Here is a 20,298-nt window from a genome sequence, read left to right as displayed (position 1 = left end):
GCCCCATGCGCAAGGTCGCCTTGCGCAATCTCGCCGCGCACAAGGTGCGCCTGGTGCTCACCGTGCTGTCGGTGGTGCTCGGGACCGCCTTCATCGCGGGATCGTTCGTCTTCACCGACACGCTGCAGCGCACCTTCGACAATATCTTCGCCAACCAGGCCAGGGGCGTGGACGTCCGGATCAGCCCGGAGGAGCAGCAGTCCATCGGGGTACCGCTCACCCTGGTCGACCAGGTCACCGCCATGGACGGGGTGCGCACCGTGGCTCCGGGCGCCAACGGCCCGGTCACCCTGCTGAAGGACGGCAAGGTCGTCCAGACCGGCGGCGCGCCGACCATCGGCGAGGCGTACCTGCCACCGGAGCGTGCGGTGGCCGAACCGCAGCGGTTCGTCGAGGGGGCGCCGCCCTCCGAACCCGGGCAGGTCGCCATCAACCAGGGCGGCGCGGACCGGGCCGGACTCCGGGTCGGCGATCCGGTCACGGTGGTCACGCCCGCGAAAGGCAATGTGGCCGCCACCATCTCGGGTATCTACCAGCTCGACGGCGGCGGTGCGACCGGCGGCTTCATCGGCCTGCAATTCGACTACGACGAGGCCATGCGGCTGTTCACCGACGGCAAGCACGTCGCCTACCTGGACATCGCGGCACAGCCCGGCACCGACCCGGACCAACTGCGCTCCGAAATCGTCACGGCCTTACCGGATTACAAGGTGCAGAGCGGTGACGAGGTCCGCGAGGACATGAAGCAGCAGCTCGGTGACGCGCTCAAGTTCATCAACTACTTCCTGCTCGCCTTCGGAGCCATCGCACTGATCGTCGGCACCTTCATCATCTACAACACCTTCTCCATGCTCGTCGCCCAGCGGCTGCGGGAACTGGCGCTGCTGCGCGCGGTGGGCGCGAGCCGCGGACAGGTGGGCCGCTCGGTGGTCGGGGAGGCGCTGATCGTCGGATTGGTCGGCAGCGCACTGGGTCTCGCCGCCGGTATCGGTCTGGCCTACGGCCTGGCGGCGCTGCTCAACGCCTTCGACCTGGGGCTGCCCACCGGATCCATGGCCGTCCTGCCGCGCACGGTGGCGGTGGCGCTGGTGCTCGGCGTGGTCGTGACCGTGGTGAGCGCCTACGCGCCCGCCAGTCGCGCCGCCCGGGTGCCACCGGTGGAGGCCATGCGGGAGGAGTTCGCCTCGCACTCCGAATCGCTGCGGCTGCGCACCATCGCCGGTGCGGTGCTGGCCGTGATCGGTGTGGCGCTGGTGGTGCTGGGCGCGCAGAACACCGGCGGCAATGCCGCCGCCACCGTCGGAATCGGGGCGGCCGCACTGATTCTCGCGGTGCTGTTCGCCTCGCCCGCACTGTCGCGCCCGGTGCTGGCCGGGCTCGGTGTGCTGGTGCGGCCGTTCGGTCCCGTCGGCCGGATGGCGCGCAACAACGCCATCCGCAATCCGCGCCGCACCGCCGCCACCGCCTTCGCGCTCACCCTGGGACTCATGCTGGTGTCGGCCATCGGCATGCTCGGCGCCTCGGCCAAGGCCAGCGTCGGGGAACTCGTGGACAAGGGCGTGCGGGCCGACTACATGCTGTCGGGTCCGCCCGGCGCCCTCATCGGTGTTCCACTGCAGGCCACCGACGAGGTGAAGGCGGTGCCCGGTGTGGAGGAAGCCGTGGCCTTCCACGGTGTCGCCCTGAAGGTCGGCGGTGACCAGGTCTTCGGCACCGTGCCGGAGGGGCCGCTGGACCGCGTGCTGTCCTACGAGATCCGGCAGGGCAGCGGTTCGGTCGGGGACGATCAGATTCTCGCCTCGGAAACCCTTGCCTCCGACAATGGCTGGCAGGTCGGGCAGACCGTCGAGGTAGCCGGCGTGGACGGCAAGAAGTACCAGGTCGAGGTGGCGGGCATCTACGCGGACACCCAGCTGCTGCAAGCCCTCGTCGCCCCCATGTCGCTCTACGAGCAGACGGTGCCGACCAGCTTCCGGAGCAGTTTCATGGTGGCGGTCGATGCCGCGCCGGGCACCGATCTCGCCACGCTGCGCACCGATCTGGAGCAGGCCACCGAGAAGTACGGCAACGTCCAGGTGATGGACCGCGAGGACTTCAAGGGCGTGCAGGGGCGTCAGATCGACACCATGCTGGCCATCCTCTACGGGCTGCTGGCCCTGGCGGTGGTGATCGCCATTCTCGGCATCGTCAACACCCTGGCGCTGTCGGTGGTGGAACGCCGCCGCGAGATCGGCATGCTGCGCGCGGTGGGCATGCAGCGACCGCAGGTGCGGCGCTCCATCTACCTGGAGTCCATGCTGATCGCCATCTTCGGTGCGGTGGTCGGCGTCATCCTCGGCCTGGGACTCGGCATCGGATTCCTGCGCACCCTGCAGGATCTCGGCCTCGGGACCATCGCGGTGCCGTGGGGGCAGATCGTCGGCATGCTCATCGCCTCGGGCGTGGTCGGCGTGCTGGCGGCGCTGTGGCCCGCGGTGCGTGCCGCCCGCACCCCACCGCTGGCGGCCATCGCGGATCTGTAAGCGGTTCCGCGCGAATACCTTCCGCCCCCGCGCCGGTCGGCGCGGGGGCGAGAATCAGGCCAGGGCCACGATGACGATCACCGCGATGACCGCGATGATCACGGCCGCCACGATGCCGAGGATGATGCCGGTGTTGGAGCCGGAACCCTGTTGGGGCGGGGCGTAGTTCGGGGGCGGAGCCTGATATCCGTACGGCTGGGGTGGAGTGCCCTGCGGGGCGAACGGCGCGGACTGCGCGTGGGGAGCCGGGCGGGGCATGGACTGGCTCGGGTTGTACATCGACGGCGGGTTCGGTTGTCCCGCCAGTGGATTGTGCGGCGCGGACTGCGGGACCTGGCCCGCCTGCGGGGTGTAGGGCGCGGACTGCGGGCCGACCTGACCCGCCTGCGGGTGGTACGGCGTGGATTGCGGGTTCGGCTGGCCCGCTTGCGGATTGTGGGGCGTGGATTGGGGGCCGACCTGACCCGGTGGCGGACTGTGCGGTGCCGACTGCCCCATCGGCCCCTGCTGACCGACGAGCGGGCGCGGCGACGACGGGGTGTGCGGTACGACCGGCTGCGGCCGGGCCGGAGTCGGCGGGCGCGGCGGCTGTACCGGCTGCGGGGGTGCGGTGCGGGAGATGGCGAAGGCACGTTCGGCCGCGTTCGCGAACTCGGTGCAGGAGTGGTAGCGGTCCTGTGGGCGCTTGGACAGCGCGCGGGCCAGCACCCCGTCGACGGCGGGCGGTAGGTCCGCGCGCAGTGTGCTGGGCAGGCGGGGGCGCTCCTGCAGATGGCCGCGGATCACCGCCGCCGGACTGGTGCCCTCGAACGGCACACTGCCGGTGAGCAATTGGAACAGCGTGCAGGCCAGCGAGTACTGATCGGAGCGGCCGTCCAGCGTCGCGCCGGTCAACTGCTCCGGCGAGGCGTAGGCCAGGGTGGCGGTCACGGTGCCGGTCTGGGTGAGATGACCGGTGTCGTCGCGCAGCCGGGCGATGCCGAAATCGGTGAGATACACCCGTTCACCACCCGCCCCCGCACGACCCGAACGGGCCAGCAGGATATTGGCGGGCTTCACATCGCGGTGCAGGACGCCGATGCCGTGCGCGTAGTCGAGGGCCTTGGCGGTCTCGGTGATGATCTGCACCGCGCGCAGCGGCGGCAGCTTGCCCGGATCGACGGCGGCGGCGTTCACCCCGTCGATGTACTGCATGGAGATCCACAGCTGCTCGTCCACCGCGCCGCGGTCGTAAACCGTCACGATATTCGGATGATCGAGCTGGGCGACCAGATCGGCTTCCCGGATGAACCGGGCGCGGATCTCGTCATCGGAGAACATCTCCTGATTGAGCAGTTTCAAGGCCGTCATGCGCGGCAGCCGCGGATGCTTGGCCAGGTAGACCGAACCCATACCGCCGCGGCCCAGTTCGCGCTCGATGACGTAACCGGCGAAATCTTCACCAGAGTTCAGCAACCGAGAGCCCCCGTTTCCACGAGTCGAATCGCCAGGCAGCCTAGCAGTGTTTGCGTGCGCCAATTCCGCGCTCACCGCGGATATATCGCCTGAACTGGGCGTTTCCGTTATCCGACCGGAATCCGGCGATCCAGCCGGGCCGCCGGACGCGCCCCGCCGCGCACCCGGGTCAGGGGGCGGACCGCCCGGTGTGCAGCTCGGCCCACCGGCGCACATCGCCCCGGTCCAGTGCGACCGCCAGCAGCTCGGGGAAGCGGTCGGGGGTGCACGCGAAGGCGGGGATGCCGAGGGCGTCCAGGGCGGCGGCGTTCTCGCGGTCGTAGGCGGGCGCGCCGTCGTCGGACAGCGCCAGCAGCACCACGACCTGAACGCCTGCCTCGGTCATGGCGCGCACCCGCCGCAGCATATCGGCGCGGACTCCGCCCTCGTACAGGTCGGAGATGAGCACGAACAGGGAGTCGGCGGGGCGGGTGATGAGCGACTGCGCGTAGGCGAGGGCGCGATTGATATCGGTGCCACCGCCGAGTTGGGTGCCGAACAGTACGTCCACCGGATCGGCGAGCCGATCGGTGAGATCCACGACGGCGGTGTCGAACACGATCAGCGAGGTCCGCAGCGACCGCATGGTGGCCAGCACCGCCCCGAACACCGACGCGTACACCACGCTCGACGCCATGGAACCGGATTGGTCGATGGCCAGCACCACATCGCGCCGCACCGCCTGCGCCTTGCGGCCGTAGCCGACCAGCCGCTCCGGCACGACGGTGCGGTACTCGGGCAGATAGGTGCCGAGATTGCGGCGAATGGTGCGGTCCCAGTCGATATCCCGCGGTTTCGGCCGCGCCACCCGCGCCGCCCTGTTCAGCGCGCCGCCCACCGCGGCGACGGTGCGGGCGGCGATGCGCCGCTCGATCTCGCGCACCACCCGTTCCACCACCATGCGGGCGGTGGCCCTGGTGGTCTCCGGCATCACCTTGTTCAGGCCGAGCAGGGTGCCGACCAGATGGACGTCCGGTTCGACCGCGTCCAAGAGTTCCGGTTCCAACAGCAGTTCGGTGAGATTCAGCCGCCGCACCGCGTCGCGCTGCATCACCTCGACCACCGTGGTCGGAAAGTACGAGCGGATATCACCCAGCCAGCGCGCCACATTCGGCGCCGAACCGCCCAGCCCGCCGGAGCGCCGCCCACCCTGCCCGGTGCGGGCGTCGGAGTCGTACAGCGCCGACAGCGCCCGGTCCATGGCGGCGTCCTCGGCGCTGCCCACACCGCCCAGCTCCGCCTCGCCCGCCGCCCCCAATACCAATCGCCAACGTCGGGAACGGGTTTCGTCATCGTCGTGCATCGGCCAGCCTTGTGGTTCGAGTGGAGATTGCGGGTCGGCGTGGGCGTGCCGACGTGGGGCGGAAGTCGGCGACGGCTGCACCGCGCGGCTGGGTGGTCGCCGGACTTCCCGAAGCCACCCGGCCGCGGCCGGGCGCTGCCCCGAACGGTGAGCCGGTGTGCCCGCCGAATCCGCGCGGGAGGATCCTGGTGCTCGGGAGCGCGGTGCCGCGTAACGAGTCTCCTCGTCGGCCGTTCATGCGCCGACTCCCAGGATCTCGCGGGCGGCGCGCAGCGCGATCGCACCACGTGCCGGGTTGAAATCTACTGCGGTCCCGGCCGTGGTGACGGGCGCGCCGTGGCGGATCGCCGCGGCGATGGATCGTCGCTCGCCGCTGTCGAAATCGCCGAAGGTGCGGCGCAGCAGGGGCAGGACGGCGACGAAATCCGGCTCCGCGAGGCCGACCAGCCAGGAGTCGACGAGTGCCAGCAGGTTGCGGTCGTGGACGAGCAGCAGGCCGCGGCCGCCGAGGAAACCGTCGATCCAGGCGGCCTTGTCTGTGGCGGTGCGCCCCACCGACAGCGCGGCGGAGAAGCGCCGGGCCGACTCGGCGGCGTCGATGACCTCGGCGTCGCGGAGCAGCCGCACGGCGCGGCCGACGAGACCACCGTGCACATCGTCGCGGTCGGCCAGCCCGCGCAGGGTGGTGAGCCAGGCGTTCGTGGCCCAGTCGTCGGCGCGGGTGGCCAGTGCCAGATGGACGGCATCGAGCCGGGCACGCAGGTGTGCCGCGGCGTCGGCGCCCAGGCCGGTGACCGCGCTCGGCAGGCCCGCGCACACCCGCACCAGCAGGCCGTCGGCCACCCGGGCCAGCGCGGCGGTATCGGTGCCGCGCACATCGCCGTAGCGCAGGGTGCGCAGCAGTTCGGGCAGCGCGGCCAGCAGGTGGGTGATGTCGTGGTCCAGCGCGGCCACCGACTCCAGTCGGCTGACCAGTCCGTCGACGGCGTCGCCCAGATCGGCCAGCAGGGCGGCGTCGAGGGCGGCGGCCACCTCGGGCAGCCCGGTATCGGGCGCGTGCACGCGGTCGAGGATCCGCGCCGTGGCGGCCGTCGCCAGGGTGGTGCCCCAGCGTGACGCCTCCACCACCGCCATCACCAGTTCGGGCCGCCATTGCAGCGTCCAGGTCTCGCGGAAGGTGCCGGTGCCGCGCACCCCGTCGCGGGTGCGTCGCCCCCAGTCGATGCCGAGCAACTCCAGGCGGTGCAGCAGTTGGGATTTCGCCATATCGCGCTCGGTGCGCAGATCCAGCTCCACGGTGCGTTCCGTGGCCTCCTGCCGCAGCCGCAGGGTTCTGATTCGCGCCCGCAGATCCGCCTCCAGCGGGACGGTCGGCGTGTCCTCGGGCACGGTCCCCAACGCCTCGCCGATCACCAACTCGCGAGTGACCAGATCCAGCATGGTCTCGTCGCCGTCGCACAGCACCGACCGGGTGGCCTCGGTGACCTCGGACAAGCCGGCCAGCGGCCGTCCGCGCAGGGTGGCGAGGGTCTCCGCGAGCCGGACGGCCTCGATGATGTGCGCACTCGACACCGGCAGGTCGTGCCGCCGCAGCATCCCCGCCACCTGGGTCAGCCAGCGCGCGATCGGCTGCTCGGTCTCGGCGAACAGGTGCCGGTACCAGCCCGGCGAGGTGATGCCCGCGCCGTACCCGGATGAACTCGACAGTCGCGAATGCGTCCACGGCACCCAGGTGAGCGTGGTCTTCACCTTCGGCATGCCCTTCAGCAGCCGCGCGTCCGCCACCGCCGGCGGCAGCGTCCCGCTCAGTGCGGGCGCGTGCCAGGCACCGCACACCACGGCCAGCCGCCGCGCCCCGTCCTTCAATGCCTTGCGCATGACCTGCCGCATATGCGCCTCCCGGCGCAGGGTGTGCGCGTCGACCACGATCTCGGCCGCGACCCGCCGCCGCACCTCGATATCGGCGCTCGCCGCCTCCCCCGCCTCGCCCCCATCGGCCGGGGCCATTGGTGCCGCAGCGCTGTCGGCCGTCGGGGGTGGGGCGGCGTCTTCGTTGTTCGAGGTGGTGTTCGCGGGGACCGCGGCCTCGCGCAAGGCGGCCATGGCCTCGTGCACGGCATCGAAGATGTCCGCGTCCGAGCTGGATTCGATGACGGCGTCCCACCAGCGCTCGGCGTCGTCGTAACCACCGGCGGCGGCCAGCAGGCTCAGCGGGTCGGTGCGGTCGCCGGGTTCCGCCGCCGCCGCGAGCGCGTTGGCGGCGGGCAGATCGCAGAAACCCACCCGCACACCGTGTTCCACTCCGTACCGCAGCGCCTGCCATTCGGGGGAGAACTCGGCGTAGGGCCAGAATGCCGCCGTCGACGGCTCATCCGGTCGATAGGCGAGCAGCGCTACCGGCGGTGCCATCGCTTCGGCGGCCACGTAGCGGACCAGGCCGTCGGCGTCGGCCGGACCCTCGATGAGAATCACATCCGGCCGAAACCGCTCCAGGGCCGACCGCAGCGAGCGCGCCGATCCGGGCCCGTGGTGGCGGATGCCGAAGATCCTGGTCCGCGGCTCGGGGTCGGCCTCCGACGGCAGGGCGGGGGCGCTCATGTGTGCACCTCGCGGCAGGCGCGGTAGAAGTCGGCCCAGTCCTGGCGCCCGCGCACCACGGCTTCCAGATATTCGGTCCACACCACGGCGTCGGCGACCGGATCCTTGATGATCGCGCCCAGTACCGCACCCGCCACATCCTCGGCGCGCAGCACGCCGTCACCGAAATGTGCGGCCAGCGCCAGCCCACTGGTGATCACCGAGATGGCCTCGGCGGTGGACAGCGTGCCCGACGGCGACTTGAGTTTGGTGCGTCCGTCCACCGTCATCCCCGATCGCAGCTCCCGGAAGACCCGGACCACCCGCCGGATCTCCTCCGCGGCGGCGGGCACGGCGGGCAATTCCAGTGCCGCGCCGAGCTGTTCGACCCGCCGGGTCACAATGGCGACCTCGTCGTCCTCTCCGGCGGGCAGCGGCAGCACCACGGTATTGAAGCGTCGCCGCAGCGCCGAGGACAGCTCGTTGACGCCGCGGTCGCGGTCGTTGGCCGTCGCGATCACCGTGAAGCCCTTGGCCGCCTGCACCTCCATGCCCAGTTCCGGTATCGGCAGCGTCTTCTCCGACAGCACGGTGATCAGCGCGTCCTGCACGTCCGAGGGGATGCGGGTGAGTTCCTCGATGCGGGCGACGGACCCGGTCCGCATGGCCGTCATGACCGGCGAGGGCACCAGCGCCGCCGCGCTCGGCCCCTCCGCCAGCAGGCGGGCGTAGTTCCAGCCGTAGCGCACCGCCTCCTCCGTCGTCCCCGAGGTGCCCTGCACCAGCAGGGTCGACGCACCCGAGATGGCGGCCGAGAGATGTTCCGACACCCAGGTTTTGGCGGTGCCGGGCACGCCGATCAGCAGCAGTGCGCGATCGGTGGCCAGGGTGGCGACCGCGACTTCCATGAGCCGCCGCGGCCCCACGTACTTGGGTGTGATGACGGTGCCGTCGGTCAGTGTGCCGCCGAGCAGATAGGTGACCACCGCCCACGGTGAGAGCCGCCACGACGGTGGCCGCGGGCGGTCGTCGGCGGCGGCCAGGGCGGCCAATTCGTCGGCATAGGACTGTTCGGCGTGCGGGCGCAGCAGGGCGTCCCGATCCGCGGTGCTGGTCACTGCAACTCCTCGAGCATGGTCCGACGTTCCACGAGATCCGCGGCGAGCTGGTCGAAGGCCTGCTCCCAGTACGGTTCTCCGCAGTGTCGGGCGGTGGTGGTGACGGCGGGCGCGGTCGTCACCGGGAAATGGGTGGCGGCCGCCCGGAACAGCGTCCGGTACGACCCCGGCACCAGACTGGGCGCGCCCGGCCGGTTCGCGCTCAGCCGCGCCCGCTCCAGGAGTAGGCGCAGCACGTGCTCGGCCACCGGTTCCGGCCAGGGATGTGGGAGCGCCCGCAGCAGCGATTCGATCTCGGCCAGCCAACTGCTGTCCAGGCGGCGCAGATGCCGCACCTGATCGTCGAGCGGCTGCATGGCGAACAGTTCGCGCAGCTGCTCCATATCCGGATCGCCCGCCGCCGCCGCGGCGATGATCGCGAACAGCGCTCGCGCCCAGGCCGGATCACGTTGTGCCAGGGCGGCATCGGCCCAGCCGTGCAGCATCGGGCCGCGCAGCCCCTCGGCCATGGGCACCCGCACCGCCTCCTCGGGCGGGCCCAGCGGTTCCCAGTGCCGCAGCGGGGTCGCGGCCACCACCCGGTGCAGCCATTCGGCGGCCAGGTCCGGTGCGCCGTCGGCCCGGTAGGCGGTGAAGGGGAACGGATCCGCGATGCCGTCGCGGCGGGCGGCGTCGTCGAGCACACCCGGACCGGTGGTGGTCAGGCGCGGACCGTCGGGGTGCGCGCCCATGGTGAGCCATGCGCTCGCGCGCCGCGCCATCCGCCCGGCGAAAGCCGAATCGGGCAGGCGCGCCAGCAGATCCGCGGCGAGTCTGCGGACCTCTGCCCGGCGATCGTCCAGGCCGGATTCCAGTAGCGGTGCGTCGGCCGTCGACAGGCCGTCGGCCAGCACCGCCAGCAGCTCCACCTTGCCCGGTCCGGATTCGGTTGGCCAGGAGGCCGCGAGTGCGGTGCGCGCCGCGCCGGGATCGGTGCGCCGCAGCCGGGCCAGCCAGGCCCGGCGCTCTGCTGGACGGCCGTGCGACCACACCGAGTCGTCGTCCGCGGCGGCGCGGATCAGACCGCGCCAGCCGGGATGCCGCGCCGCCAGCCAGCGACCGCGCGCACCGGCCAGTCGCAGCAGGGCTTCCCGATGGACGGCAACCGATTTGGCGCGCTCCAGCAGCCGACTGCACATGGCGTCCGGGGCGCGGTAGTCGAACGGCTCGGCCGCCGCGAACCACTCCGCCAAAAAGGACGAGGTACCGGTCAGCAGGCTTGCCAGCCGTGCCGCGGCGACGGGCGGCAGCAGCGGGCGCGGATCGTCTTCGGCGGTATCGGACTTCTCCGCCGCACTAGGCGATACCGCCCCGCGCACGAAACAGTCCTGCAGGGCAATGGCTTCGAGCAGGGCGACGGCCGGATCCGCGCCGGACCGGGACGCCGCCGCGACGGGTGCCGGAAGCGCGGCGGTATCGACGGTGCGCCTGGCCGTTCCGACGAGGGCCGTGGAGACGAGCTCCGCGATACCCGGCTCGGCGTCGGCCGCGGTACCCGGCCGACCACCCAGGGCACTGGTGACCGGCGGCGTGGCGACCGAAATCCCGTCCGCCGCAACCGCATCCACGACCGTCCCCGCGGCGTGCACGGCGAGCGGCACCAGCCCGTCCGTGGTCCACTCGCCGACCACGGTCACCGGATGGCCGCCGGATACGCCCAGCATGCGCCACGGTTCGCCGTCCTCGACGGTGACCGGAAGCGAATCCCCCGTGGCTTCGACCACATACCAACCACTTTCGGACCGCACCGGCACCACATCGACCAGCATCATCGGCCACGAGCGCAGGAACGGATCCGCACCCACCGCCGCGGCATGCGCGCCCAGTGCGGCGAAAATGCCGAGTCCGGCCGCGTCGATGGAGTCCGGTGGCCCGGTGACCGAACCGCGCCCGGTAGTCGCGCTCGCGGCGGCCGGTGGTGTCGCAGAGGTTGCGAGTCCGGGTGCGGTGGTGGCCGACGATGGTGCGGAATCGCTGTCGAGCCCGGTCGCTGGGTGGACATCTGGCGTGGCGGGCGTTTCGGGTTCGGTCGTGGTGGCGGCCGACGATGGTGGGTCGCCGTTGTCGAGCGCGGTCGTTGTGGAGGCACCGGGCGCGGTGGCCGAGTCGGATTCGGTGGCCGTTGGTGCTGCCGTAGGGGTTTCGGCTCCGGCGTTGGTGGTGGCCGATGACGGCGCGCCGCTGTTGCCGAGCCCGGTCACGGTGGTGGCGGACGGAGCGGTGGCGGTGACGTCCGGCGCGGCCGCAGTGGTGGCCGAATGAGCGGTGGCGGCGGGGTCGGGCGGAGGTGCTGTGGTGCTGGTGAAGTCCGGAGTGGTGTTCGGATCGCGGTGTTCGACCGCTGTGGTGGTGCCGGGTTCGGGGGCGGGGAGTGGGCCGGGCGGTGGTGAGGCCGAGGAGATGTCGGCGTTCGGTCGTTCGGTGTGGGAGGCGGGTTCGCCGTAGCGCTCGCCCCAGATCGCGCGCAGTGGTGCGGCGGCGGGGTAGTAGTGCAGGTCGGCGTCGATGTGGACGCCGGGGGCGGGGGTGTCCTGGGGGAAGGTGGGGCTGCCGTAGTGGTGGTCGTGTAGGAGTGCCCAGCGGGCGGTCGTGGTGCCGCGCAACCAGGTTCGGCGGGAGTACAGGCCGTCTTCGACGGTGGTGCGGGTGGCGAGCACCTGCCAGATGTCGCGCACCGCGGGTTGTTCGCGCACCGAATCCACGGGGGTGGGGTAGCCGATGTGGGTTCGCACGCTGGCGCGGAGGGCGGGGGAGAGGTGGTCGAGTCGCTGGTGGGCGGCGATCAGCAGATGCAGGCGGCCGAATTCCCGCAGCAGTCGCTGCGGCCAGTCGGCCCACGTGCCGACGCGCGCGAGTTCACGCAGCGCCCGCGCCACACCGGGCGCCTGCGCGTCGACCATCCGCGCCGCCACCGCCTCGAACACCTGGTGTGACCGATCCATCTGAGCCAGGCCGGTCCGCACCTGATCGGCCAGCCATATATCCAGATCCGCCAACCCCGCGCTCACCCGCGCGTGCCGCTTGCCCGCCGCCGACCGCCGTCCGGCCACCGCTGACGGATCACCTGGCACCGCGGCGGTCTCTCGCGTAGGCATCGCTCCCCCTTCCACTGTTGCCCCGAGTTCTATCGCAGACCACCGACATGTGCGGTCGCCCGCACGATCGGCGTTCTGCCCCGGACCGGTAGGGTGCGCACCATGTCCCGCGTCGCGATCGAGTACTGCACGCAATGCCGCTGGCTGCTGCGCGCCGGCTGGATGGCGCAGGAACTGCTGAGCACCTTCGCCACCGACCTCTCCGAGGTGGCGCTCATCCCGGGTGAGGGTGGCATCTTCCGGATCAGCGTCGACGGCGATCAGATCTGGGAACGCAAGGCCGACGGCGGCTTTCCCGACATAGCCGTGCTCAAACAACGCGTCCGCGACAAGGTGGCCCCCGGCCGCTCCCTGGGCCACACCGACAAACGCCAGGAGAGCGCGGACTGACCGCGACCGTCCCACCGGCCCGCCGCTCGGGCCGTGGGCACGTCAGCCGCAGCGCGCTCTCGGAGGTCGCCGCCGCGTGCTCCGCCCGTCCATTACCGCGGCCTCAGCCGCAGCAGCCGCCTCCGCAGCACCCGCCACCGGCGGGGGCGCTGGGAGCGGCGGGGGCCGGGCTGCCGCCGCCGCGGGTGACCGCCGCGAAGGTGGTCAGCAGTTTCACGGTGTCGGCGTGCCCGTGCGGGCAGGTGGCCGGGGCGGACGCCTCGGCCATGGGGCGCGTCAGTTCGAAGGTGTCGCCGCAGCCGCGGCAACGGTACGCATAACTCGGCACGACGTCAGGGTAGACCAACGGCACGCTGGTCGGCGGTGTCGATAGCACGGTCGTATCAGCCAGTACCCTCGAATACGGAGTACGAGGAGGTCTGGTGTGAGCGCTGCGGAATCCTTCGATGCCCCCGAGGTGGACGTTCTCGCGAACGGCCCGGTGGCCGAGACCGAATTCGGAGCTGTGCGCGGCCGCCGCGAGGGCGATGTCCACGTCTGGCGCAGCATCCCCTACGCCGCCCCGGCGGCCGGAGCGCACCGGTTCGCGCCGCCGCGACCACCCGAGCCGTGGGAGGGCGTGCGCGACTGCCTGGAATACGGCGAGATCGCTCCGCAGACCCTCGGCGTCATGGTGCCGGTCGACTCCACCCTGCGCATGGGGGAGGACTGTCTCTGGGTGAACGTATGGGCCCCCGCCGCGCCCTCCGACGAACCCCGCCCGGTCATGGTGTGGGTGCACGGCGGCGCGTACTGCCTGGGCACCGCCGCCCAGGAGATCTACGACGGCCGCAAACTGGTGGAGACCGGCAAGGTGATCCTGGTGTCGGTGAACTACCGGATCGGGGTGCTCGGCTTCCTCGACCTGTCCTCGCTGGGTCCGCAGTTCACCCCCAACCTGGGCCTGCACGACCAGATCGCCGCCCTGGAATGGGTGCGCGACAACATCGCCGCCTTCGGTGGGGATCCGGGCAATGTCACCCTGTTCGGCGAATCCTCTGGCGCGGGCTGCGTCACCGCACTGCTGACCGCACCCCGCGCGGCGGGCCTGTTCCATCGCGCCATCGCCGAATCACCGCCCGCCACCACGGTTTTCGGTCAGGAGCGGACCGAGGCCGTGGCCCGGCGCTATCTGGAGATCCTGGACCTGCCCCGCGATCGCGTCGGCGACCTGCTGGAGTGCCCGATCGAGGTGCTGCTCCCCGCCGCCGGGGTGCTGCTGGACGAGGTGCCGCTCACCGAACCCGGCCGCCTGGCCGCCGCCCCCGTGGTGGACGGTGACCTGCTCCCGGCGTACCCCACCGAACGCTTCCGGGACGGACGCTCGCATCGGGTGCCACTCATCATCGGCACCAACAAGGACGAGGCGTCGCTGTTCCGGTTCTTCCGCTCGCCGATCATGCCGGTCACCCCGGACGCGGTGAACGCCATGCTGCGCAGCGTGGCCGAGGAGCATCCGGGGCTCTCACCCGCCCGGATCGCCGAGATCACCTCCGCCTACCCGGATCTCACCTCCACCCGTGGGGCGCTGGCCATGTCCACCGACGCCGCCTTCCGGATGCCCGCGCACTGGGTGGCCGACGCCCACTCCCGGCATTCGCCCACCTGGATGTATCGCTTCGACTACGCCACCCCCATGTTGCGCGCGGCTCGGGTCGGCGCCGGGCATGCCACCGAATTGCCGTACGTCTTCGGCAATTTCGGCTCCTTCAACTACGACCCGACCTTCTGGCTGGGCGGACGCAAAGTGGCGCAGGAGGTTTCGGGTCGCATCATGCGGCGCTGGCTGGCCTTCGCCGAACACGGGGTGCCCGCGGCGCTGGACGGGTCCAAACACTGGCCGCCCTACCACGAGAACACCCGCACCACCCTGGTCATCGACGCCAACGACCGGGTGGTGGACGATCCCGACCGGGACCGGAACGCGGTGTGGGGCAGCGAGGCCGTGGGTTTCTTCTAGTGCTGGACGGATGCGTGCGCTCGATTGCCCAGCGTCACCGGCATGCGCTGATATCCGTGCAGCGTGAACAGCTCTCGCAGTTGGGGTTCGCCCGCCAGTGACAGTTCCGGGAACTCCTCGAAGAGGGTGCGCAGGGCGTGCGTGGCCTCCATCCGCGCCAGGGCGGCCCCCAGGCAGGTGTGGATGCCGCTCGAAAAGGTGAGGTGCTCACGGGCATTGGAGCGGGTGATGTCGAAACGGTTGGGGTCGGCGAACATGCGAGGATCCCGATTGGCCCCCGCCAAGGACAGCACCACAACCGCACCCCGCCGCAGTCGCACGCCGTCGAGTTCCACATCGCACAGCGCCTGCCGGGCGGTGGTGCGCACCGGCGGATCGAACCGCAGCACCTCCTCCACCGCGCCCGCCCACAGGTCCGGTTCCGCGCGCAGCCGCGTCAACTGCTCCGGATGCGCCAGCAACTGCACCACCGCGTTGCCGATCAGGTTGACGGTGGTCTCGAAGCCCGCGCCCATGAGCAGGGTGGCGGTGGCCTTCAGCTCCCGTTCGTCGAGTTGACCGGCGGTGACCAGGCTGCTGAGGATGTCCTCGCCGGGCTCCCGGCGCAGCCGTGCGATATGTCCGTCGAGGTAGCGGTCCATCTGCGCGATGGCACCCGCCGCGACGCGCCAGCTGCGCCAGGTGAGCCCCAGATCGAGCATGGGCGTGGTGCGGTCGCCCCACTCCAGGAACTCCGCGCGCATCTCGTCCGGGAAGCCGAGCATCTCGGAGATGATGGCGATCGGCACCTGCGCGGCGAAGTCCGCGACCAGATCGGTCGATCCGTTCGCTCCGAGCGCGTCGATCAGTTCCGCGGTGACCGACTCCACCCGATCCCGGAGGCGGCCGACGGCGCGCGGGGTGAAGGCCGCGGACACCGATTTGCGAATGCGGGTGTGATCGGGCGGGTCGATGGTGAGCATGGACGGCGGCTCCACCGGATTGGCGGGCAGCGCGGCCCTGCGCACCACAGCGCGCAGCGGTGCGGGGGTGTTCACATTGTCGAGGACGAAGACGCCGAAGCGATTGTCGCGCAGCATACTTCGAGTGAGTTCGTAGTCGGTGGCGATCCACGCGTACGGGGTGCGCACCAGCCGCCCGCGCTCGCGCAGCTCCTCGATGAGCGGGTACGGGTCCCGCCGCGCCTCCGGTTCGGTGTGCAGCTTGCCGAACGGATCGCCGCGGCGGGCCTGCCAGCGCATCACCCACCGGGGCGCACCCTGCTCCACCATCCATCGAATCCAGTACCGAGGCATCATCGCCGCTGACTCCCGTCGTCGTCGGATGCTTAGACGGTACGGAAATCCGCTGCGGTCCGGAACGTTCCACGGCGGGAGCCGCAGGTCCTACCACGGTATGAGTGCGTACCGCGGTCCGAGGGCGCGGTCAGTCGCCGCGGCGCGCGGTGACCCGCTCGCTGGCCACCCGCTTCTCCTGTACCGCCGCATCCGGATTCGCCACCTGCACCAGCGACGCCCCCGCCGCCAGCACCGCCAGCAGGCCGTCGATCAATTCGGTCGGCGTCTCCCACGGCGTGGTCGACAGCACCCGGTCCTCGGCCGTGAAGCCCTGTCGCGCCGCGGATTTGCGGGCCTCGTCCAGGACCGCGCCCGCGGTCATGCCGTCCAGCGCCGCACCGACGCCGCCGGGCAGGAACTGATCGCCGTGCACGCGCACCGAGGTGGCGTAGTCCGTGACGCCGACCGGCAGGTCCCGCACCGGCATGCCCATCGGATCCAGTGACAGCGCGGCCACCTCGGCGATGCCGTCGGCCTCGTCGACGCGGTCGGCGGTCACCAGCGCCAGCTCGGCGTCCGGGTCGGCGCGCAGCACCACCTCGGTGCCCGCCCACCAGCAGCCCAGCAGTACCGCGGCGGTCTGCCAGTGCGCGGGCAGCAGCACGGCCACCCGTGCGCCGGGGGTGAGCCCGAATTCGTCGCGGATCATATTGGCGGTCTTGGCCGCCCAGTTGGCGAGGGTGAGCGCGGACAGTTCGATTCGCGCACCGGTGGCGTCGTCGTAGTAGGTGATGCGGGGGCCCGCGGGGTCGCGGGCCAGGATCGGGTCGAGCACCGCTTCGGTGAGGGTCTCGGTCAGTTCACGCATTTCGGTCCGTTCTGCCCGGCGTCGATGGGTGGGGCGGGCGGCACCGGCGTGGGGGTGGTCGACATTCCGGTGAAGTCGACGCCGCCGTCCGCCGACGAGCCCGGACCAGAGTAGTCACCCGCCAGCAGCACGCGCACCGCCCCCGCCGCCAGGCCCGCCTCGCTCATCACCGGCAGTCCGCCGAGGGCCTCGGCGACGGCGCGCGCTCCGGGGTCGGTGGCGCTGCTCGCCAGCACCCGGCTGCTCTGGATGGGGCCGCCGATCCAGTTGTCCACGGTGCCGGTGCCGAACCCCTTGCCCGCCAGTGCCTGTGACACCTGCCCGGCCAGGCCGCCGATGGAGCTGGCGTTGTACACATCGGCGGTGACGGTGGACGGGTCGACGCCGTCCTTCTTCTCCTGCGGTTTCTCCTCGCCCACCATGGCGGCCACGTACTTCTGGACGGCCTCCGGATCCACCTTCACCACCGAGACGCCGTCCTCGGTCATGCCGTTGAGGTCTTCGACCGGAACGGTCTCGAATTTCACCTGGCCGCCGGAGAGATCCTGGAGTTGGCCGAGGAAGTCCAGCACATTCCAGCCGTCGTCGATCACCACGGTGCGGCCCACGGCGTCGCTGAGCTGCTGCAGGCGGCCCGGATTGGTGAGCGTCTTGGCGCTCAGCACCTGATTCACCAGCTGTGCCATGTACACCTGCTGGCGCACGATCCGGTCCAGGTCGCCCCGGGGCAGGCCGTGGCGCTGGCGCACGAAGCTCAGCGCCTGCGCGCCGTCGAGCCGCTGCTCACCGGCGGGGAAGTCGGCACCCGAATACGGTTCGTAGACGGCGTCGTTCAGGCATACCTCGACCCCGCCCACGGCATCGGTGAGCAGGACGAAACCGAGCAGGCCCACCTCGGCGTAGTGGTCGACGGTGATACCGGTCAGGTTGGCGACCGATTTGATCAGCGCCTGCCGTCCGGCCTCGGTGGATTTCGCGTCGGCCTCGGACGCGTCCACCCCCTTGTCGAGCAGCTTCTGCTGTTCGGTGAACTTGGTGGTGCCGAAGGCCGAGTTGATCTTGCCCTTGCCCTGTCCCGGGATGTCCACGTACGAGTCGCGTGGGATGGAGATGGCCGTGGCCGAGCGGCCGTCGTTGGGCACCCGGATGAGCACGATGGTGTCGGTGTTGAGGCCCTCCTCGTCACCGGCGTGCAGCATGGCCCGCTCGGTGTCGGTGAGCGGATTGCCGTGTGCGTCGGTGCGGCTGTCGATGCCGACCATGAGGATGTCCACCGCGCCGTCGCGGCCCCCGCCCAGCCCGAGATTGCCGATGCGCTCGATGCTGGACACCAGCCCGTCCACCTGATGCCAGCCGAGACCGGTCAGGACCAGCACCGCCACCGCGGCGGCGGCCGACAGCGCGCGCATCGCGCCCAGCCGCCCGGCCCGCGTCCGCGCGGCCGGTCGTCGCGACGGTAGCGGCGTCGATACCCTCGTGCGTTCCGGCAAACCCCGTATCCTTTCCCGACCATGCCCACCGCCCGGCCCGGACAGCGTCCCGGTCGGTATCCGTGGACTACCCCCTGAGTGCAGGCTAGACGCGTGACGGAGCGGGACGGTGGAAGCCGCTACCCGTGCGTTGCGTGCCGCGCGCCCGGCACTGCGCGGCGGCTATGGCGACCGCGCGCCGGGGCCGCCGTCGTTCCGGCAGGTCGCACCGGGTCGCCGCCCGGTCTGCACGGCATGCCAGACTGACCGGCGTGACTCTCCCCTCCGTGACAGCTGTCACCGGGCGGCTGGTGGTGACCGGGGCGCGGGGTCAGTTGGGCCGTGCGCTGCTCGACCTCGCACCCGCCGCCCGCGGCTACACGCACGCCGACCTGGACATCACCGATCTGGACGCGGTGCGCGCCGCGCTGCGGTCCGGCGATGTGGTGATCAACTGCGCCGCCTACACGGCCGTGGACCGGGCCGAAACCGATATCGACGCGGCCTGCGCCGTCAATGCCCGCGGGCCGATGGCGCTGGCGGTGGCGTGCGGGGAGGTCGGGGCGCGGCTCATCCACGTCTCCACCGACTATGTGTTCCCGGGCACCGGGTCGCGGCCGTACGAGACCGCCGACCCCACCGGGCCGACCTCGGTGTACGGCAAATCCAAGCTGGCGGGGGAACGGGCGGTGGCGGATCTGCTCCCCGACACCGGACATATCGTGCGCACCGCCTGGGTGTACACCGGGGCGGGCAGCGATTTCGTCGCCACCATGCGCCGTCTGGAGCGGGAGCGGGAGACCGTCGACGTGGTGGACGATCAGATCGGTTCGCCCACCTACGCACCCGATCTCGCGGCGGCGCTCGTCGAACTCGCCGAACAACCCGACGCGCCGCGAATTCTGCACGCCGCCAACACGGGACAGGCCAGTTGGTTCGATCTGGCGCGGGCGGTGTTCGCGGGTATCGGAGCCGATCCGGACCGGGTCCGGCCCTGCTCGACCTCGGCTTTCCCGAGACCCGCTCCGCGCCCGGCATATTCGGTGCTGTCCACGGCGTCCTGGACCGCGGCCGGGCTGTCGCCACTGCGCCCCTGGCAGGATGCGCTGAACGACGCGCTCGCCGCCGCTTCCGACTAGGCTGGTCGCCCGTGAGCCCCTCGGATTCAGTCGGACGGCCGACACTGGCCGTCGTCACGGTGACCTACTCGCCCGGTGAGCACCTCGAGCACTTCATCAGTACCCTCGCCACCGCCACCAGCGAGAAGCCCCAGGTCATCCTGGCCGACAACGGATCGAACGACGGCGTGCCCGAACTGGTCGCCGACGCCAACGAACATGTGCGACTGCTACGCACCGGCGGCAATATCGGCTACGGCGGCGCCATCAACCGCGCCGTCGCCGAGATCGATCCGGAGATCGAGTTCATCGTCATCGCCAACCCGGATATCCGGTGGGGTACCGATTCCATCGACGAGCTGCTGGCCGTCGCCAAGCGCTGGCCGCGCGCCGGAGCGCTCGGACCCATGGTGCGCGAGCCCGACGGCAGCGTGTACCCGTCCGCGCGGCGGGTGCCCGGCCTGGCCGACGGCGCGGGTCACGCCATTCTCGGCACGCTGTGGCCGTCCAACCCGTGGACCCTGCGCTACCGGCAGGACAACGAGGAGATCTCCGAGCGGGCGGTGGGCTGGCTGTCCGGTTCGTGCCTGCTGGTGCGCCGCGCCGCCTTCGACGCCATCGACGGCTTCGACTCCCGGTACTTCATGTACATGGAGGACGTGGACTTCGGCGACCGCATGGGCAAGGCGGGCTGGCACAATGTATTCGTGCCATCGGCCGAGGTCACGCACGCCAAGGGCCACGCCGCCGGCAAGCACCCCGAGGCCATGCTGCCCGCCCACCACGCCAGCGCCTACCGATTCCAGGCCGACCGGCATCCACACTGGTGGCAGGCGCCGCTGCGGGGGGCGCTCAAGGCCGGACTTGCCATTCGGTGCAGGCTTGCGGTTCGATCCGCTCTGCGCGAGCGCGACCGCGCGGCCGGTACGAACTGAGCGGTCCGCTCAGGCACAATGACCCGGCCGCGCGGTGTGCGCGGCCGGACAGCTCGGCCTCGGCATGCGCCGACGCGACCGAAAGACGACCTGA

14 protein-coding genes are annotated in these 20,298 nt (G+C 71.3%); 5 read left to right on the top strand and 9 right to left on the bottom strand.

The genetic code is table 11. The annotated features are described in order from the left end of the window. The first annotated feature begins 5 nt into the window (after positions 1-5). Positions 6-2,522 carry an ABC transporter permease gene (locus ON31_RS23120; protein ID WP_081592673.1) on the top strand — a complete coding sequence of 839 codons (2,517 nt, stop codon included), beginning with the start codon at positions 6-8 and terminating at the stop codon, positions 2,520-2,522. A gap of 54 nt (positions 2,523-2,576) precedes the next feature. Here ON31_RS23120 and ON31_RS23115 read toward each other — a convergent pair whose 3' ends face one another. The 5 genes from ON31_RS23115 to ON31_RS36905 all read right to left on the bottom strand — a co-directional run bounded on the left by ON31_RS23115 (position 2,577) and on the right by ON31_RS36905 (position 12,148). Continuing rightward, positions 2,577-3,977, bottom strand: coding sequence for a serine/threonine-protein kinase (locus ON31_RS23115; protein WP_039816774.1), 1,401 nt, complete (start codon positions 3,975-3,977; stop codon positions 2,577-2,579). 169 nt (positions 3,978-4,146) lie between these two features. Then, positions 4,147-5,319, bottom strand: a complete 1,173-nt coding sequence (locus ON31_RS23110; RefSeq protein ID WP_039816772.1) for a vWA domain-containing protein — start codon at positions 5,317-5,319, stop codon at positions 4,147-4,149. 234 nt (positions 5,320-5,553) lie between these two features. After that, positions 5,554-7,917, bottom strand: a complete 2,364-nt coding sequence (locus ON31_RS23105; protein WP_039816770.1) for a DUF5682 family protein — start codon at positions 7,915-7,917, stop codon at positions 5,554-5,556. Next, positions 7,914-9,014, bottom strand: coding sequence for an ATP-binding protein (locus tag ON31_RS23100; RefSeq protein WP_039816768.1), 1,101 nt, complete (start codon positions 9,012-9,014; stop codon positions 7,914-7,916). Before ON31_RS23100 ends, ON31_RS23105 begins: the two co-directional genes overlap by 4 nt. Then, entirely contained in the window at positions 9,011-12,148 is a 3,138-nt protein-coding gene (locus tag ON31_RS36905) for a DUF5691 domain-containing protein (protein WP_147286991.1), read from the bottom strand. The genes ON31_RS23100 and ON31_RS36905 overlap by 4 nt, the downstream gene beginning before the upstream one ends. Before the next feature lie 102 nt (positions 12,149-12,250). On the opposite strand from ON31_RS36905, the gene ON31_RS23085 reads away from it, so the two are divergent. After that, entirely contained in the window at positions 12,251-12,538 is a 288-nt protein-coding gene (locus ON31_RS23085) for an Rdx family protein (protein ID WP_039816807.1), read from the top strand. A 103-nt stretch (positions 12,539-12,641) separates the two neighbouring features. Here the strand turns inward: ON31_RS23085 and ON31_RS23080 are convergent, their stop codons facing one another. Beyond that, positions 12,642-12,866: an FmdB family zinc ribbon protein gene (locus ON31_RS23080; protein WP_029931549.1), complete on the bottom strand. Its 225-nt coding sequence runs from the start codon at positions 12,864-12,866 to the stop codon at positions 12,642-12,644. A gap of 129 nt (positions 12,867-12,995) precedes the next feature. Between ON31_RS23080 and ON31_RS23075 the strand changes: the two genes are divergently transcribed. Beyond that, entirely contained in the window at positions 12,996-14,537 is a 1,542-nt protein-coding gene (locus ON31_RS23075) for a carboxylesterase/lipase family protein (RefSeq protein WP_051037642.1), read from the top strand. On the opposite strand, the gene ON31_RS23070 is transcribed toward ON31_RS23075, so the two are convergent. From ON31_RS23070 to ON31_RS23060, 3 genes are all read right to left on the bottom strand, one after another. Next, positions 14,534-15,808 carry a cytochrome P450 gene (locus tag ON31_RS23070; protein ID WP_306306424.1) on the bottom strand — a complete coding sequence of 425 codons (1,275 nt, stop codon included), beginning with the start codon at positions 15,806-15,808 and terminating at the stop codon, positions 14,534-14,536. The genes ON31_RS23075 and ON31_RS23070 overlap by 4 nt on opposite strands. A 154-nt stretch (positions 15,809-15,962) precedes the next feature. Beyond that, the gene (locus ON31_RS23065) at positions 15,963-16,682 is read right to left on the bottom strand and encodes a TIGR03089 family protein (RefSeq protein WP_039816802.1); all 720 of its coding nucleotides are present in this window, start codon (positions 16,680-16,682) and stop codon (positions 15,963-15,965) included. After that, positions 16,670-18,091, bottom strand: coding sequence for an LCP family protein (locus ON31_RS23060; protein WP_039816764.1), 1,422 nt, complete (start codon positions 18,089-18,091; stop codon positions 16,670-16,672). Before ON31_RS23060 ends, ON31_RS23065 begins: the two co-directional genes overlap by 13 nt. A gap of 347 nt (positions 18,092-18,438) precedes the next feature. Here ON31_RS23060 and rfbD point away from each other — a divergent pair, with 347 nt between their 5' ends. Both rfbD and ON31_RS23050 read left to right on the top strand, forming a co-directional pair. Further along, positions 18,439-19,290 (top strand): dTDP-4-dehydrorhamnose reductase, encoded by an 852-nt coding sequence (rfbD, locus tag ON31_RS23055; protein ID WP_039816762.1) that lies wholly within the window; start codon positions 18,439-18,441, stop codon positions 19,288-19,290. Between the two features lie 11 nt (positions 19,291-19,301). Then, positions 19,302-20,204, top strand: coding sequence for a glycosyltransferase family 2 protein (locus tag ON31_RS23050; RefSeq protein WP_029931555.1), 903 nt, complete (start codon positions 19,302-19,304; stop codon positions 20,202-20,204). Positions 20,205-20,298 lie beyond the last annotated feature (94 nt).

Origin of the sequence: Nocardia otitidiscaviarum NBRC 14405 (assembly GCF_000308635.1) — a bacterium.
In the GTDB taxonomy this organism is placed as follows: domain Bacteria; phylum Actinomycetota; class Actinomycetes; order Mycobacteriales; family Mycobacteriaceae; genus Nocardia; species Nocardia otitidiscaviarum.
The sequence above is the reverse complement of the archived record's forward strand: the minus strand, read 5'-3'. Positions and strand labels throughout refer to the sequence as shown.

Coding starts and splice junctions, on each gene's coding strand:
- ON31_RS23120 (WP_081592673.1), top strand. CDS start 6: ATGCGCAAGGTCGCCTTGCGCAATCTCGCCGCGCACAAGGTGCGCCTG.
- ON31_RS23110 (WP_039816772.1), bottom strand. CDS start 5,319: ATGCACGACGATGACGAAACCCGTTCCCGACGTTGGCGATTGGTATTG.
- ON31_RS23105 (WP_039816770.1), bottom strand. CDS start 7,917: ATGAGCGCCCCCGCCCTGCCGTCGGAGGCCGACCCCGAGCCGCGGACC.
- ON31_RS36905 (WP_147286991.1), bottom strand. CDS start 12,148: ATGCCTACGCGAGAGACCGCCGCGGTGCCAGGTGATCCGTCAGCGGTG.
- ON31_RS23085 (WP_039816807.1), top strand. CDS start 12,251: ATGTCCCGCGTCGCGATCGAGTACTGCACGCAATGCCGCTGGCTGCTG.
- ON31_RS23070 (WP_306306424.1), bottom strand. CDS start 15,808: ATGGTGGAGCAGGGTGCGCCCCGGTGGGTGATGCGCTGGCAGGCCCGC.
- ON31_RS23065 (WP_039816802.1), bottom strand. CDS start 16,682: ATGCGTGAACTGACCGAGACCCTCACCGAAGCGGTGCTCGACCCGATC.
- ON31_RS23060 (WP_039816764.1), bottom strand. CDS start 18,091: ATGCGCGCGCTGTCGGCCGCCGCCGCGGTGGCGGTGCTGGTCCTGACC.